Consider the following 14,650-nt stretch of genomic DNA (forward strand, 5'->3'; position numbering starts at 1 on the left):
ACCCGCCGAGCGGGACTGGAACGAACGAGAGGAATCCGGTGACTTCCTTCGGGATCACTAATGGACCTGCACCTGCGCGATTGACGGTAGGAATTGTCTCCGCAGGCAGGGTCGGAACAGCTGTCGGTGCCGCATTGGAGCGAGCCGGTCATGTTGTCAGCGCTTGCTCCGCCGTCTCCAGCGCCTCGGTTGCCCGCGCTGTGAAGCGGCTTCCCGATACCGAAATTCTTCCGGCCGCCGACGTCGCAGCTCGTTCCGAGTTGCTGATTCTCGCCGTTCCTGACGATCAACTTGCGGACCTTGTTCGAGGTCTGGCGGCCACCCATGCCGTCAAGCCGGGCACGCTCGTCGCCCATACGTCCGGTGCCAACGGGATCGCGATCCTGACTCCACTCACCGAACTGGGCGCACTACCCCTGGCTATCCATCCGGCGATGACGTTCACCGGTCACGACGAGGACACCGCACGGCTGTCGTCGGCATGCTTCGGAATCACCGCTGCCGACGACATCGGTTACGCAATCGCGCAGTCACTGGTCCTCGAGATCGGCGGCGAGCCCGTCCGAGTGCGCGAGGAGAACCGCGCGCTCTACCACGCCGCACTGGCTCACGGCAGTAATCACCTGGTCACGCTCGTGGTCGACGCCGTCGAGGCCCTGCGAGCGTCGTTGCAAGGTGACGAGCTGCTCGGTCAACAGTTGGTCGACGGAGATCCGGGTGGAGTGGCCGAGCGTGTCCTGCAGCCGCTGCTGTCGGCAGCCTTGGACAACGCGCTACGACGCGGTCCCTCGGCGTTGACCGGCCCGGTGGCACGCGGCGACGCTGCTGCCGTCGACACACATTTGCGCGTACTGACAGACCTGGATCCGGAGCTCGCTGCCGGCTATCGGGCGATGTCCTTGCGATCGGCCCAGCGGGTGGGCGCCCCCACCGAATTGTTCGACATCTTGACTGAAACGGGAGGTGACCGTCGTGAGTGATCTGCAGGGCGGATACAAGCGCGGCGAACTGACGGTGCACCACGATCCGGACAAGCTTCGGCGCGTCTCGCGGGCGCTGCGAGGTGTCGGGCGTCAGGTGGCGCTCGTTCCGACGATGGGTGCGCTGCATGCCGGCCACATCGAACTGGTTCGTCAGGCCAAGGTCACCGGCGCCGTCGTGATCGTTTCCATCTTCGTGAACCCGCTCCAGTTCGGTGCCGGCGAAGATCTGGACGCGTACCCGCGCACTCTCGATGCGGATCTCGACCTGTTGCGCGCCGAGGGCGTCGAATTGGTGTTCGCGCCGAGCGCCAAGACGATGTACCCGCGGGGCCAGCGCACCACCATCGTGCCGGGCCCGTTGGGTAGCGAACTCGAAGGCGGAGCGCGCCCCACTCACTTCGCGGGAATGCTGACGGTAGTGGCGAAGTTGCTGCAGATCGCGGCACCCAATCACGCGTACTTCGGTGAGAAGGACTACCAGCAGCTGACGCTCATCCGTCAGATGGTGTGGGATCTCAACTTCGATGTACAGATCATCGGAGTTCCGACGGTTCGCGAGTTCGACGGTCTCGCGTTGTCCTCTCGCAATCGCTACCTCGACGAGAACCAGCGCGCGGCAGCGGTCGCGCTGTCCGCCGCTCTGATCGCCGGTGCACACGCGGCGGCTGGGGGAGCGGAAGCAATCCTGGAAACCGCACGCGCTGTTCTGGCAGCTGTTCCGGAAATCGAGGTCGACTACCTCGAGGTTCGGGGCGTCGATCTGGGCCCCGCGCCCGAGCGAGGTGACGGTCGACTGTTGGTGGCCGCCAAGCTCGGAACCACCCGTTTGATCGACAACGTCGGTGTCGCGGTGGGAACCGGCTTCCTCGAGCGTGACACCGACCCATCCGCCGACGCCATCGACGACCTGCTGTCTCACTGAGCACTTTTCACGAGTAAGGACCTGGATATGTTTCGCACGATGATGAAGTCGAAGATCCACCGCGCCACCGTGACTCACGCCGACCTGCATTACGTCGGCTCCGTCACCGTCGACCAGGATCTGATGGACGCCGCAGACCTCCTCGAAGGCGAACAGGTGTGCATCGTCGACATCGACAACGGTGCGCGTCTCGAGACGTACGTCATTGCCGGCGAGCGCGGAACCGGTGTCATCGGAATCAATGGTGCGGCAGCGCATCTGGTAAAGCCAGGCGACCTGGTCATCCTCATCGCCTACGGCGTGATGAACGAGCAGGAAGTCAAGGAGTACTCCCCGCGCGTCGTCTTCGTCGATGCCGACAACAAGCAGATCGAACTCGGTTCCGACCCGGCTCACGCGCCGGAGGGTTCGGGTCTGATCACCCCACGCATGCTGTCGACGCTCGAGGCCTCGCGCGAATCCAGCCTGGTGTAATCCATGCTGCTCACGGTCGACGTCCGGAACACCAACATCGTTCTCGGTCTGTTCTCCGGGACTGGTGAGTATTCGAAGCTGTTGCAGGACTGGCGAATGCGAACCGATCCTCGGATGACTGCCGACGAGTTGGCGTTGACCTTCCGTGGGCTGTTGGGTTCTCATGTCGATCAGATCACCGGCGTTGCGGCGCTGTCGACAGTGCCGTCCGTCTTGCGTGAAATCCGTGTGATGCTCGAGCGGTACTGGGGTCACGTTCCCCATGTGGTGGTCGAACCGGGTATTCGCACCGGTGTGCCACTGCTGGTGGACAACCCCAAAGAGGTGGGAGCCGACCGGATCGTCAACAGCCTTGCCGCTCACCATCTTTACGAGGGGCCATGCATTGTCGTGGACTTCGGTACGTCGACCTGTGTCGACGTCGTTTCCGCCAAGGGTGAGTTTCTGGGCGGCTGCATCGCGCCCGGACTCGAGATCTCGACCGATGCCTTGGCGTCGCAGTCCGCTGCGCTGCGCAAGGTCGAATTGGTGCGCCCGCGTTCGGTGGTCGGCAAGAATACCGTCGAATGCATGCAGTCCGGTGCGGTATTCGGCTTTGCGGGCCTCGTCGACGGATTGGTCAACCGCGTCCGCGACGAACTACCGGAGTTCGGTGGTGACGACGTCTCCGTGATCGCGACCGGGGACAGCGCACCGCTGATCATTCCCGAGTCCGACACCATCGATCACCTCGAACGGGACCTCACTCTCGAGGGGCTGAGGTTGGTCTTCGAGCGCAATCAGGCGCGTCGTGGATCCGGTCGACGACCCGTCGCCTGATCGATGGTTTCGTTCCAGCGGTTTCGCGATTGCAAAAGTTATGCCACAATGGTGCTCGTGAATCGCTGCATGGGTGCTCAGGAGTGTTGTCGAGGCTGACCGCTGCCTTGACCAATTCACATTCCTTGGAGCTAGCTCGTGCTATCCACATATTCTGCAGATCTCTCTGTTTTGGCCCCGACTCTTACTGCTGACCGTGCTGTTTCCGCAGGTCGTAGCGCTAACCGTGGGGCGTCCGGACGTCGCCCGAGTGGTGCGTCGTTGCCTACCCGCCTTCGCCCGGCCGATCTGCTGCGTCTGACCGACGAGGGAGCAAACGGCGTGCTCGACGGCCGTTTCGATCACCTCATCCCCGACACCTTCCCGACGCTCGACCGTTGGTCCACCCGCTTGCACGCGGACGACGACGTCGATGTGTGGCTCATCAGTTGGGTGCCCGAACGCAACACCGAATTGCACGACCACGCAGGCTCGTTCGGTGCCTTGACCGTCCTCAGTGGTTCGCTCACCGAATTCCGTTGGGCCGGTGACTCCCTGGTGGAACGCCAGCTCGACGCCGGCGATCAGGCTTCGTTCCCGCTCGGATGGGTTCACGATGTCGTGCGTTCGACGGATGCTCCCGGTGCTCCGATCGAAATCAGCTCTGATGCACCGACTCTGAGTGTTCACGCCTACTCGCCGCCGCTGACGGCAATGTCCTTCTACGAAGTGACGGATCACCGGACACTTCGCCGCACCCGTACCGAGCTGACCGACCTGCCCGAGGGGGGCACCAAATGACCATCGACCAAATGCTCGACGACGCTCGCGCACAGATCGATCGTATGTACGTCTTCCAGCTCACCGAAGCCTTCCACCGCGGCGCGATCTTCGTCGACATTCGCCCGCAGGCGCAGCGCGCCATCGAGGGAACTCTTCCCGGTGCACTCGCGATCGAGCGGAACGTGCTCGAATGGCGCCTCGACCCCACCAGCAGCGCGCACCTCGCGTTGGCCACCGACCACGACGTCGAGTGGGTGATCGTCTGCTCCGAGGGTTACACCTCGAGCCTGGCCGCAGCGTCGTTGCAGCAGTTGGGTCTGCACAAGGCCACCGATCTCGTGGGTGGATACCAGGCGATCAAGGCCGCCGGCCTGCTCGGTGCGCTCAGCGGAGTGCGTCATTGCTCCCGCGAGTTGGCGGCGGTTTCGGCTCATTGAGGTATTTGCTGTGCGCCTTTATTAACCGCGGGCGGTTAATAAAGGCGCACAGCGGGTCTGGCGGTACATCTTCGGGCTCATTCCGTGATGACGGGTGAACGCGGTTGTGAGGGCGAAGGGGCTCGAGTAACCCACTTCTCGCGCGATCGACGACACCGTTCGCGCCGGGTCTGCGAGCAGATCTGCCGCCACGGACAGTCGCCACTCGGTCAGATAGCCGACAGGTCCGAGCCCCATGAGGCTGGTGAACCGGCGCGCGAAGGCCGCTCGCGAGCTGCCGGACTCCTGGGCCAGGCTCGCGACCGTCCAGGGGTGTTCCGGCCGATTGTGTATGAGCCGCAAGGCATGCCCAATGATGGGATCCTCGTAGGCCTTGATCCATCGCGGTGATCGATTCGGGTTCTCGGCGAACCACGTACGGACCGCCGATATCAGGACAAGGTCCAGGAGCCTGTCCAGCAACACCTCCTGCCCTGGCCCGTCGGCGGCGATCTGTTGTTCCAGAAGGTTTGTCATCGGCGCGGTTTCGATGCTGCGTCGTACTACCGCGACGGGTGTCAGGCTGTCGAGGATCTGACGGCTGACATAGGAGTCCAAACGGTATGTGCCCGTGAGCATGACGGTCTGACCACTGGTCGAGTTGCCCCAGGTGCGAATGCCGTGAACTGACATGTCCTCGAGTGGTGATCCGTCGACCGCAGCGCAATTCTGTGCTTCGTCGATCAGTACGTGGACTGGTGTGTCCGGGTGATCGGCGACCGTATACGGATCGGGGCCGCGCAGGAGTGCAACGTCGCCGGCCTCGAGATCTTCTGTCTGTCCGGTGTCGGAGACGACGACCGCGCTGCCTCGAACCAGAACCAGCACGGTGATCGGTGCGTGGTCCTCGATACGTAATGACCACGGTGGATCGAGCAGCGAGCGCAGTAGAAAAGCGCCCTCCGCCCGCGATCCGGCCAGCATCATCGACAATGCATCCATGCTTCGACGGTAGACACTGGCGTATGTTTTTGCGATCTTCGGCTATGGATCGTATTGATGCTCCGCGGTCGAATGAGTGCATGACGACAACAAGCGACATTCAATCGGCAGTAGTGATCGGTGGTACCGGTAAGACCGGTGCGCGCGTTGCGCAGAGGCTGACTGCGGTGGGAATCCGTACCCGAATCGCGTCGAGAACATCCGGGACGCGTTTCGACTGGAACGATCAGGCGACGTGGCAGCCAGCAGTGTCCGGCGTCGACGTGGCATATGTGACGTATGCGCCAGATCTGGCTGTTCCGGAATCGAGCACCCACATCGAGGAGTTCGCGGAGCTTGCGTACCGCGAAGGGGTTCGTCGCATGGTGCTCTTGTCCGGGCGCGGTGAACCGGCGGCGCAGAAAGCCGAGCAGGTTCTCGCCGACAGCGGTCTGGAATGGGCTGTGGTGCGGGCCAGTTGGTTTGCCCAGAACTTCAGTGAGGGGTACCTACTCGATCCGATTCGGGAAGGCCACCTGGCACTTCCGGTCGGTGAGGTGGGGGAGCCGTTCATCGACGTCGACGATCTCGCCGACGTGGCGGTGGCCGCATTGACTCGAACCGACCTCCTCGGCCGAGTTCTCGAGGTGACAGGTCCGGAGTTGCTCACTTTCGCGGCGGCGGTGGATGCGATTTCGACGGCGTCGGGTCGTCTCGTGACATTCGAAAGAATTGGACTCAAACAGTTTTCCGACGGCATGGCGGAGGTCGGCGTCCCGAGTGACGTCGTGGAGTTACTCAGGTACCTGTTTGCCGAGGTTCTCGACGGACGAAATCAAAGTGTGACCGGCGTCGTCGAAGAGGTCCTGGAACGACCCGCTCGAGATTTCACCACTTTTGCCGCCGAGGCTGCCCGAACGGGGGTCTGGTCGTGAAGAAATCCGAGATTTTCTTGGAGCTGCTGCTCGGGGTGACTGCGCTCGGCGCGCTCGTCGCCGGTGGTGCGTTGTTTGCCTTCTCGTCCTTCGTGATGCCCGCTCTGCGGTCGGTCGATGCACATACCGCGATCACGTCGATGCAGGCGATCAACGTCGAAGCGCCGCGTAGTGCGTTGATGCTGCCGCTGGTCGGATCGGCGCTCACCGCGATCGCCGCTGGAATCTGGGCAGCGATCTCCAGACCGGACGGCTGGGTCCTTGCTGTCGTCGGTTGCGTCGGGGTGCTCGCGTCCTTCGCGGTGACCGCGATCTACCACGTCCCTCGCAACGACGCGTTTGCCTCGGTCAGCACTACCGACGCGGCCGCATGGGCGTCGTACGAGGCGGGTTGGACTATGTGGAATCACGTTCGGGTCGGGCTGTACCTGCTGTCGGGAATCGTGCTCGCGGTGGCCGCGGTGCTACCAGCAACAAACGCGGTGGACACGGCCCAGTAGTCTTGTACCCCGTGAGTGATGTAGAAGCCCAGCCAGTCGACGACACCCCCGAGCAGCTCCGTATCCGGCGCGAGAAGCGTGAACGGATCCTGGCGCAGGGGCAGGAGGCGTACCCGGTTTCGGTCGATCGCACCCACACGCTCGCGCAGATCCGCGCGGAGTACCCGGAACTCGAGCCGGACACGGCGACTGGTGTGCTGGTCGGCGTCGTCGGCCGCGTCATCTTCATGCGCAACACCGGCAAGTTGTGCTTCGCGACTCTGCAGGAAGGCGACGGTACCCAGCTGCAGGCCATGATCAGCCTCGCCGGCGTCGGCGAAGAGGCACTGGCTGCCTGGAAGTCCGACGTCGACCTCGGCGACTTCGTCTTCATCCACGGTGAGGTCATCAGCTCCCGTCGCGGCGAGCTCAGCGTGATGGCCGACGCGTGGCAGATCGCGTCCAAGTCGCTGCGCCCCCTGCCGGTTGCTCACAAGGAAATGAGCGAAGAGTCCCGGGTGCGTCAGCGCTACGCGGATCTGATCGTTCGCCCCGAGGCTCGGGACAACGCCCGCAAGCGCGTCGCAGTTGTCCGTGCGCTGCGCAATGCACTCGAGAGCCGCGGCTTCCTCGAGGTCGAGACGCCGATGCTGCAGACGCTGCACGGCGGCGCGGCAGCTCGCCCGTTCGTCACGCACTCGAACGCCCTCGACATCGACCTGTACCTGCGTATCGCGCCGGAACTGTTCCTCAAGCGTTGCGTCGTCGGCGGTATCGAGAAGGTCTTCGAGATCAACCGCAACTTCCGCAACGAGGGCGTCGACTCCACTCACTCGCCCGAGTTCGCGATGCTCGAGACGTACGAGGCCTACGGCACGTACGACGATTCCGCGAAGATGATTCGTGAACTCGTCCAGGAAGTTGCGCAGGAAGCATTCGGCACGCAGGTCCTCACCCTCGCCGACGGTTCCGAGTACGACGTCAGTGGCGAGTGGCAGGTTCTCGAGATGTACCCGTCGCTGTCGGCTGCCATCGGCACCGAGGTCACGCCGGATACGACGGTCGACGAGCTTCTCGCTCTGGCGGAGAAGGTCGGCCTCGAGGTTCCCAAGGACAAGGGTTACGGCCACGGCAAGCTCGTCGAGGAGCTGTGGGAGCACCAGTGCGGCGATCAGCTGTACGTGCCGACGTTCGTCCGTGACTTCCCGGTCGAGACATCGCCCCTGACCCGTGATCACCGCAGCAAGAAGGGTGTCACCGAGAAGTGGGACCTGTACATCCGCGGATTCGAGTTGGCGACCGGCTACTCCGAACTGGTCGACCCGGTCATCCAGCGTGAGCGCTTTGTCGACCAGGCGCGCCTCGCGTCGGCAGGCGACGACGAAGCGATGGTGCTGGACGAGGAGTTCCTCGCCGCGATGGAACAGGGCATGCCGCCGACCACCGGCACCGGCATGGGAATCGATCGACTGCTGATGGCTTTGACTGGTCTCGGTATTCGCGAGACGATCCTCTTCCCGATCGTTCGTCCGTCCGCTCGCTAGCTTTACTTCGATCAAGGTTCGGCCGCACATGTTGCGGCCGAACCTTTTTCAGTTGAGGCGCTCCCAAGGTATTTGATAGTTCCCAACGACATTCGCCTGCGGCAAAGGATTCATCCATGCGCGGTCGCCCGAGTTTCGGACTTACGAATTGTTGCGATGATTTGGTCGATCGTGCCCTGGTTGAGTGCGTCAGGTAGTCCCTGATCCGACTGGACAAGGAAGACCATGACCTCGGCTGTGGAGTATCCGGGTGTGGTGACGACATCGAATTGTGCTGAGGGCGGATCGCATTCGTTGTCCGCCGGGATATTTGTGACGGTTGCGGTGTACCGGATCGCAGGGCGTCCGGAGATGGTGAAATTCGTGGGTCCGCCGTAAGCGATACTGGCGAGAGTGCTGTTCTTGGAGGCGAAGATTGCGCTCGGTAGAGGTCTTTTCTCGAGCCGTCGTCTGTCATGATTCCCCCGTCTGGATGCATCCCCCGATGCGTCGCGAGGAGTGTATCGGCACTGTCCTTGTCGCAAGACAAGTCGACCGGCATACCCGGCGGCGAGAAGTCCCAATCATCCTGACGAGCCAAGACAGGACGTTTGTCCAGGTGCTATTGTCGCTGCTTATCGAAGGATCTGGGGAGGAATGGTCGTGGTGAAAAAGGTTGTTGTCACGATGGTTGACGATCTGGACAAAAAATCGCCCGCGGACGAAACTGTGGAGTTTTCCGTCGACGGAGTTGCTTACGAAATCGATCTCACCGCCGCCCACGCCGCGGAACTGCGCGATGCACTGAAAAAGTGGATTCCTCATGCGAGAAAGTCGAATTCCGCCAAATCAGTCAACGGAGCGGTGACCAAATCCCGTCCCGTTGCGGACCGCGATCAGAGTGCCGCCATCCGCGAATGGGCCAAGGGTGCAGGCTTCGAGATTTCGGCCCGCGGTCGTATTTCCACCGAGGTGCGCCGAGCCTACGAAAAGGCCGTCTGAAATGGATCGCGAATGGATTCGGGCGCATTTTGCCGAAACGGATTGATAACGCGTTCTAGTTTGTTAGCGTCTGCACGGTTCGCATCTCTCGTAGAGGAGTCGGTCGTGCACAGAAACAGGTTGTTCGGGGGCGTGGTTCTTGCCGCTCTGATGCTCGTCGGGTTCACCTCCGTGGCTTCGGCTCAGGCCCCGTTGCCCGTGCCCAATGCCTTCCTTGCCGGTGTTCCTCAGGAGTTGGGAAATCCTGGCGGTTCAGCTCCTGGATCCAATGACTTTTCGTGTAAACCGACTGCCGAACATCCCAATCCGGTTGTGCTCGTTCACGGAACGGGTGGAAACAGGCAGACCAACTGGGCCACCTATGCGCCGTTGCTCGCCAACGAGGGCTACTGCGTCTTCGCGCTGACATACGGCAACTTCCCCGAGCAGCCGTGGCCGTTGTCGGCCATCGGTGGAATGCAGGAAATTCCTTCCAGCGCAGCGCAATTGTCGAATTTTGTCGATCAAGTACTTGATGCCACGGGTGCTACATCGGTAGATCTGATCGGACATTCCCAGGGCACCATCATCAACGGGTACTACGCGAAGTTCCTCGGTGGTGCCGACAAAGTGGACAACATCGTCTCGGTGGCGTCGCTGTGGAAGGGAACGCTCGGAAACGAGCAGGCAAGTGTCGGCCGCAGCCTTCGCGAACTCGGGGTATCCGAGGCAGCGCAGGCCGGATTCCCGATCTGCAAGGCATGTCTGAACATGGGGGCAGGCTCGGAGTTCATCGAAAATCTCCGTGCGGGAGGCGTTTACGCGCCGGGTGTTCACTACACGAACATCACGACCCGCTACGACGAACTGGTGCTGCCGTATACGAATGGGCTGGAGCCTGGGCCGAACGCCACCAACATCGTCGTCCAGGACGGTTGTGAGCAAGACATCTCCGATCACCTGGCAATCGCGGCATCGCTGCGCGCCGCGACTTTTGCGCTCAATGCACTCGACCCCGCGCATCAGCGGCCGGTACCGTGCAACTCGGTATTGCCCGTCGTGGGTTGATCACTATGCGGAGGCCTTCGGTGGGGATTCGAACATGCGTGGGCGCTCTCGCTGTGGCGGGAGCCGTGGCCGCGTCCGCGCCGTCTCTTGCGTCGGCGAACGAACCTCTTCCCGTTCCGTCCGGTTTCCTCAGTGGAATCGCCCTCGAAGCGACCAACCCGGGCGGATCGGCCCCTGGCACCAACGACTTCTCGTGCACGCCTTCCGCTGCTCATCCTGATCCAGTCGTCCTGGTGCACGGGACGGCGGCCAACCGTCAGACCAATTGGGGCGTACTCGCACCCGTACTGGCCAACGAGGGATACTGCGTTTTTGCGCTCACCTTCGGGAATCGAACGGACCAGCCGTGGCCGATTTCCGCAGCCGGCGGTCTCGCACCACTCGGAGACAGCGCAGGGCAACTGTCGGACTTCGTCGACGACGTTCTCTCTGCGACGGGTGCCTCGAAGGTCGACCTGATCGGACACTCTCAGGGGACGACGGTCAGTGCCTACTACGCCAAGTTCCTCGGCGGTGACACGCACGTTTCCAAGATCGTCTCCATCGCTCCGTTGTGGGACGGCTCGGAGGTCGGCCCGCCGGAAGGCGTCGGGGGACCGGATTTCGACAACGCCAGCTTCGTCACCGAACTGCGCGACGCGGGCGTCTACTCCGATGACGTCGAGTACACCAACATCGTGACTCGATTCGATCAAGTGGTCGTTCCGTACAGCAGCGGAATACTGGCCGCGTCGAACGCGTCGAACATAGTTGTTCAGGACGGTTGCGAGCAGGACCTGTCGGATCACATCGCGCTGGTGGCGTCGCAGCGAACGGCGACTCTGACGCTCAACGCGCTGGATCCGTCGAATCCGCGTGAGGTGCCGTGCGCTCGGGTACTCCCGATATTCGGCTGATCAGGCGTCGAAAATCGCTGTTCGCTTCAGGCGTACAGGAACCGGGAAACGATTCCCTCAGCTGCGACGTTGTGAACGGTAAGCAGTCCGGCTTCCGCCGCCAATCGGGTGGAGGAGCAGCAGGTGGACTTCGCGCCCTCTAGAGTAATAAGTGGGGTCGTGCAACCTTTGTCGATTCGTGGACGTCAGTCCGCTGACCGGCGAGGCGATCAGTCTGTAGTGCCGGAGCGAAACGCGGCGACCAGGGACGAGACATCCGGTCTCGAACCTGCCCGCCGGAGAGTGTGAGGGAGAGCGATGTTCGAGAGGTTCACCGATCGCGCGCGGCGCGTTGTTGTCCTGGCTCAAGAAGAAGCCAGGATGCTCAACCACAACTACATCGGCACGGAGCACATCCTTCTCGGCCTCATTCACGAGGGCGAAGGTGTCGCAGCCAAGTCGTTGGAGTCGTTGGGTATCTCCCTCGAGGGAGTCCGCAGCCAGGTCGAGGAGATCATCGGCCAGGGCCAGCAGGCTCCGTCCGGTCACATCCCCTTCACACCGCGCGCCAAGAAAGTCCTCGAGCTGAGTCTGCGCGAAGCGCTGCAGCTCGGACACAACTACATCGGTACGGAGCACATCCTGCTCGGTCTCATCCGTGAGGGTGAGGGCGTAGCAGCCCAGGTTCTGGTCAAGCTCGGTGCCGATCTCAACCGCGTCCGCCAGCAGGTCATCCAGCTGCTGTCGGGCTACCAGGGCAAGGAGCCCACCGAAACCGGTGGCACCCGCGGAGAGGCCGGCACGCCGTCCACCTCGCTCGTGCTCGACCAGTTCGGTCGCAACCTGACGCAAGCTGCCCTCGAAGGCAAGCTGGACCCGGTCATCGGCCGCTCGAAGGAAATCGAGCGCGTCATGCAGGTTCTCTCGCGTCGTACCAAGAACAACCCGGTTCTCATCGGTGAACCCGGTGTCGGTAAGACCGCTGTGGTCGAGGGCCTGGCTCAGGCAATCGTCAACGGCGAGGTCCCCGAGACCCTCAAGGACAAGCAGCTGTACACGCTCGACCTCGGGTCGCTCGTGGCCGGCAGCCGTTACCGCGGTGACTTCGAAGAGCGCCTGAAGAAGGTTCTCAAGGAGATCAACACCCGCGGCGACATCATCCTGTTCATCGACGAGCTGCACACCCTCGTGGGTGCGGGCGCGGCCGAAGGCGCTATCGACGCGGCCTCCATCCTCAAGCCCAAGCTTGCTCGCGGTGAGCTGCAGACCATCGGTGCCACCACGCTCGACGAGTACCGCAAGTACATCGAGAAGGATGCTGCCCTCGAGCGTCGTTTCCAGCCCGTTCAGGTGGGCGAGCCGACCGTCGAGCACACCATCGAGATCCTCAAGGGTCTTCGTGACCGCTACGAGGCTCACCACCGTGTCTCCATCACGGACGGTGCTCTCGTGGCAGCGGCGACGCTGGCCGACCGCTACATCAACGACCGCTTCTTGCCGGACAAGGCGATCGACCTCATCGACGAGGCGGGCGCGCGAATGCGCATCCGTCGGATGACTGCACCGCCGGACCTGCGCGAATTCGACGATCGCATCGCCGACGCGCGTCGCGAGAAGGAGTCCGCGATCGACGCGCAGGACTTCGAGAAGGCTGCGAACCTGCGTGACAAGGAGAAGACCCTCGTTGCTCAGCGCGCTGAGCGTGAGAAGCAGTGGCGTGCGGGCGACCTGGACGTCATTGCCGAGGTCGACGACGAGCAGATCGCCGAGGTTCTGGGCAACTGGACCGGTATCCCCGTCTTCAAGCTCACCGAGGAGGAGACCACTCGTCTGCTCCGCATGGAAGAGGAACTGCACAAGCGGATCATCGGCCAGGAAGAGGCGGTCAAGTCCGTCTCGAAGGCGATCCGTCGTACGCGTGCAGGTCTGAAGGATCCCAAGCGTCCCTCGGGCTCGTTCATCTTCGCCGGCCCGTCCGGTGTCGGTAAGACGGAGCTCGCGAAGTCGCTCGCCAACTTCCTGTTCGGCGACGACGACGCCTTGATCCAGATCGACATGGGCGAGTTCCACGACCGCTTCACCGCTTCGCGTCTGTTCGGTGCCCCTCCCGGGTACGTCGGATACGAAGAGGGTGGCCAGCTCACCGAGAAGGTGCGCCGCAAGCCGTTCAGCGTTGTCCTGTTCGACGAGATCGAGAAGGCACACCAGGAGATCTACAACACCCTCCTGCAGGTGCTCGAGGACGGCCGTCTCACCGACGGTCAGGGACGTACCGTCGACTTCAAGAACACGGTGCTGATCTTCACGTCCAACCTCGGTACGTCGGACATCTCCAAGGCAGTCGGCCTGGGCTTCAGCTCGGGAACGGGCACGGAGTCGAACTACGAGCGCATGAAGCTCAAGGTTCACGACGAGCTGAAGAAGCACTTCCGTCCCGAGTTCTTGAACCGTATCGACGACATCGTCGTCTTCCATCAGCTCACGAACGAGCAGATCGTTCAGATGGTCGACCTGATGCTCGCTCGCGTCGAGGCGGCACTCAAGAACAAGGACATGGCCATGGAGGTCACCGACAAGGCCAAGTCGCTTCTGGCCAAGCGCGGATTCGATCCGGTACTGGGTGCACGACCGCTGCGTCGCACCATCCAGCGCGAGATCGAGGACCAGATGTCCGAGAAGATCCTCTTCGGAGAGATCGGACCCGGCCACATCGTGCTCGTCGACGTCGAGAACTGGGACGGCGAAGGCTCGGGTGAGGACGCGAAGTTCACGTTCACGCCCACCAAGAAGCCGATCGACGTGCCGGACGCACCGCCGATCGAGCTGACCAAGGCCGGCGAAAGCGAAAGCGCAGCAGAGTAGTACAGCAGAGTAGGTAACGAACGGGCGGCACCTCACCGGTGCCGCCCGTTTCGTGTATCACGGGAGAGGGCGTACACATGAACGACATCGAACTGGGTCACCTGCGCCGTTGCGTCGAATTGGCAACGGAAGCATTGGATGCCGGCGACGAACCTTTCGGATCCGTCCTGGCAGCGGCCGACGGAACATTTCTGGCGGAAGATCGAAACCGGATCGCGGGCGGCGACAACACTCGCCACCCCGAGTTCGAGCTGGCTCGGTGGGCGGCCCAGTATCTGACGCCGGACGAGCGTTCGACGGCAACGGTGTTCACCTCGGGAGAGCACTGCGCGATGTGTTCGGCCGCGCACGCGTGGGTGGGCCTCGGACGGATCGTCTACATCTGCTCTTCGGCCCAACTCGGCGACTGGCTCGCGGAGTGGGGTGTGGCTCCGTCGCCGGTGAAGTCTCTGTCCGTCAACGAGGTTGCGCCGAACGTCCCGGTCGAAGGCCCGGTGCCGGAGTTGGTTCCGCTGGTGCGAGAACTGCATCGGAAGTTGCATTCGCAGAGCGCTTGACGGGCACACACAA

The 14,650-nt window shown here is 62.6% G+C and carries 16 protein-coding genes; 14 read left to right on the forward strand and 2 right to left on the reverse strand.

Annotated features, from left to right (window positions below; translation table 11 throughout):
• Window positions 1–38 precede the first annotated feature (38 nt).
• The 6 genes from ACVZUB_RS03400 (at window position 39) to ACVZUB_RS03425 (ending at window position 4,397) form a co-directional block, all read left to right on the forward strand.
• Entirely contained in the window at window positions 39–980 is a 942-nt protein-coding gene (locus ACVZUB_RS03400) for a Rossmann-like and DUF2520 domain-containing protein (protein WP_003945822.1), read from the forward strand.
• A complete protein-coding gene (gene panC / locus ACVZUB_RS03405; protein ID WP_003945953.1) occupies window positions 973–1,905 on the forward strand; it encodes a pantoate--beta-alanine ligase in 933 nt (310 codons plus the stop codon). Before ACVZUB_RS03400 ends, panC begins: the two co-directional genes overlap by 8 nt.
• A gap of 27 nt (window positions 1,906–1,932) precedes the next feature.
• Complete coding sequence (gene panD / locus ACVZUB_RS03410; RefSeq protein ID WP_003945761.1) at window positions 1,933–2,379, forward strand: aspartate 1-decarboxylase; 447 nt, start codon at window positions 1,933–1,935, stop codon at window positions 2,377–2,379.
• Window positions 2,380–2,382: 3 nt separating this feature from the next.
• Entirely contained in the window at window positions 2,383–3,198 is an 816-nt protein-coding gene (locus ACVZUB_RS03415) for a type III pantothenate kinase (protein ID WP_007726991.1), read from the forward strand.
• 261 nt (window positions 3,199–3,459) lie between these two features.
• Entirely contained in the window at window positions 3,460–3,978 is a 519-nt protein-coding gene (locus ACVZUB_RS03420) for a cysteine dioxygenase (RefSeq protein WP_058039264.1), read from the forward strand.
• Entirely contained in the window at window positions 3,975–4,397 is a 423-nt protein-coding gene (locus tag ACVZUB_RS03425; RefSeq protein ID WP_003945445.1) for a rhodanese-like domain-containing protein, read from the forward strand. The genes ACVZUB_RS03420 and ACVZUB_RS03425 overlap by 4 nt, the downstream gene beginning before the upstream one ends.
• Before the next feature lie 21 nt (window positions 4,398–4,418).
• Here ACVZUB_RS03425 and ACVZUB_RS03430 read toward each other — a convergent pair whose 3' ends face one another.
• Window positions 4,419–5,378 carry an AraC family transcriptional regulator gene (locus ACVZUB_RS03430; protein WP_054781983.1) on the reverse strand — a complete coding sequence of 320 codons (960 nt, stop codon included), beginning with the start codon at window positions 5,376–5,378 and terminating at the stop codon, window positions 4,419–4,421.
• Window positions 5,379–5,458: 80 nt separating this feature from the next.
• Here ACVZUB_RS03430 and ACVZUB_RS03435 point away from each other — a divergent pair, with 80 nt between their 5' ends.
• The 3 genes from ACVZUB_RS03435 to lysS are packed head-to-tail and all read left to right on the forward strand — an operon-like array spanning window position 5,459 to window position 8,315.
• Entirely contained in the window at window positions 5,459–6,292 is an 834-nt protein-coding gene (locus ACVZUB_RS03435) for an NAD(P)H-binding protein (protein ID WP_042451954.1), read from the forward strand.
• Window positions 6,289–6,792 (forward strand): anthrone oxygenase family protein, encoded by a 504-nt coding sequence (locus tag ACVZUB_RS03440; protein ID WP_054826783.1) that lies wholly within the window; start codon window positions 6,289–6,291, stop codon window positions 6,790–6,792. The genes ACVZUB_RS03435 and ACVZUB_RS03440 overlap by 4 nt, the downstream gene beginning before the upstream one ends.
• A gap of 11 nt (window positions 6,793–6,803) precedes the next feature.
• Window positions 6,804–8,315: a lysine--tRNA ligase gene (gene lysS, locus ACVZUB_RS03445; protein WP_003945834.1), complete on the forward strand. Its 1,512-nt coding sequence runs from the start codon at window positions 6,804–6,806 to the stop codon at window positions 8,313–8,315.
• A gap of 110 nt (window positions 8,316–8,425) precedes the next feature.
• Here lysS and ACVZUB_RS03450 read toward each other — a convergent pair whose 3' ends face one another.
• Window positions 8,426–8,878, reverse strand: a complete 453-nt coding sequence (locus ACVZUB_RS03450) for a DUF8017 domain-containing protein (RefSeq protein ID WP_064075122.1) — start codon at window positions 8,876–8,878, stop codon at window positions 8,426–8,428.
• A 79-nt stretch (window positions 8,879–8,957) separates the two neighbouring features.
• Here ACVZUB_RS03450 and ACVZUB_RS03455 point away from each other — a divergent pair, with 79 nt between their 5' ends.
• The 5 genes from ACVZUB_RS03455 (at window position 8,958) to ACVZUB_RS03475 (ending at window position 14,637) form a co-directional block, all read left to right on the forward strand.
• Window positions 8,958–9,296 carry a histone-like nucleoid-structuring protein Lsr2 gene (locus ACVZUB_RS03455; RefSeq protein ID WP_003945673.1) on the forward strand — a complete coding sequence of 113 codons (339 nt, stop codon included), beginning with the start codon at window positions 8,958–8,960 and terminating at the stop codon, window positions 9,294–9,296.
• A 150-nt stretch (window positions 9,297–9,446) separates the two neighbouring features.
• A complete protein-coding gene (locus ACVZUB_RS03460) occupies window positions 9,447–10,343 on the forward strand; it encodes an esterase/lipase family protein (protein WP_047269726.1) in 897 nt (298 codons plus the stop codon).
• A gap of 38 nt (window positions 10,344–10,381) precedes the next feature.
• Window positions 10,382–11,239, forward strand: coding sequence for an esterase/lipase family protein (locus ACVZUB_RS03465; RefSeq protein ID WP_054187905.1), 858 nt, complete (start codon window positions 10,382–10,384; stop codon window positions 11,237–11,239).
• Between the two features lie 297 nt (window positions 11,240–11,536).
• On the forward strand, window positions 11,537–14,080 hold the full coding sequence (locus ACVZUB_RS03470) for an ATP-dependent Clp protease ATP-binding subunit (RefSeq protein WP_003945604.1): 2,544 nt from the start codon (window positions 11,537–11,539) through the stop codon (window positions 14,078–14,080).
• A 77-nt stretch (window positions 14,081–14,157) separates the two neighbouring features.
• A complete protein-coding gene (locus ACVZUB_RS03475; protein ID WP_042923578.1) occupies window positions 14,158–14,637 on the forward strand; it encodes a nucleoside deaminase in 480 nt (159 codons plus the stop codon).
• The last annotated feature ends 13 nt before the right edge of the window (window positions 14,638–14,650 follow it).

The sequence above is a fragment of the Rhodococcus sp. OS5 genome, from assembly GCF_056837585.1.

What these genes read in the sequence shown, in the direction of transcription:
- panD (WP_003945761.1), top strand. Translation starts at nt 1,933, where the DNA reads ATGTTTCGCACGATGATGAAGTCGAAGATCCACCGCGCCACCGTGACT.
- ACVZUB_RS03415 (WP_007726991.1), top strand. Translation starts at nt 2,383, where the DNA reads ATGCTGCTCACGGTCGACGTCCGGAACACCAACATCGTTCTCGGTCTG.
- ACVZUB_RS03425 (WP_003945445.1), top strand. Translation starts at nt 3,975, where the DNA reads ATGACCATCGACCAAATGCTCGACGACGCTCGCGCACAGATCGATCGT.
- ACVZUB_RS03430 (WP_054781983.1), bottom strand. Translation starts at nt 5,378, where the DNA reads ATGGATGCATTGTCGATGATGCTGGCCGGATCGCGGGCGGAGGGCGCT.
- ACVZUB_RS03435 (WP_042451954.1), top strand. Translation starts at nt 5,459, where the DNA reads ATGACGACAACAAGCGACATTCAATCGGCAGTAGTGATCGGTGGTACC.
- ACVZUB_RS03460 (WP_047269726.1), top strand. Translation starts at nt 9,447, where the DNA reads ATGCTCGTCGGGTTCACCTCCGTGGCTTCGGCTCAGGCCCCGTTGCCC.
- ACVZUB_RS03470 (WP_003945604.1), top strand. Translation starts at nt 11,537, where the DNA reads ATGTTCGAGAGGTTCACCGATCGCGCGCGGCGCGTTGTTGTCCTGGCT.
- ACVZUB_RS03475 (WP_042923578.1), top strand. Translation starts at nt 14,158, where the DNA reads ATGAACGACATCGAACTGGGTCACCTGCGCCGTTGCGTCGAATTGGCA.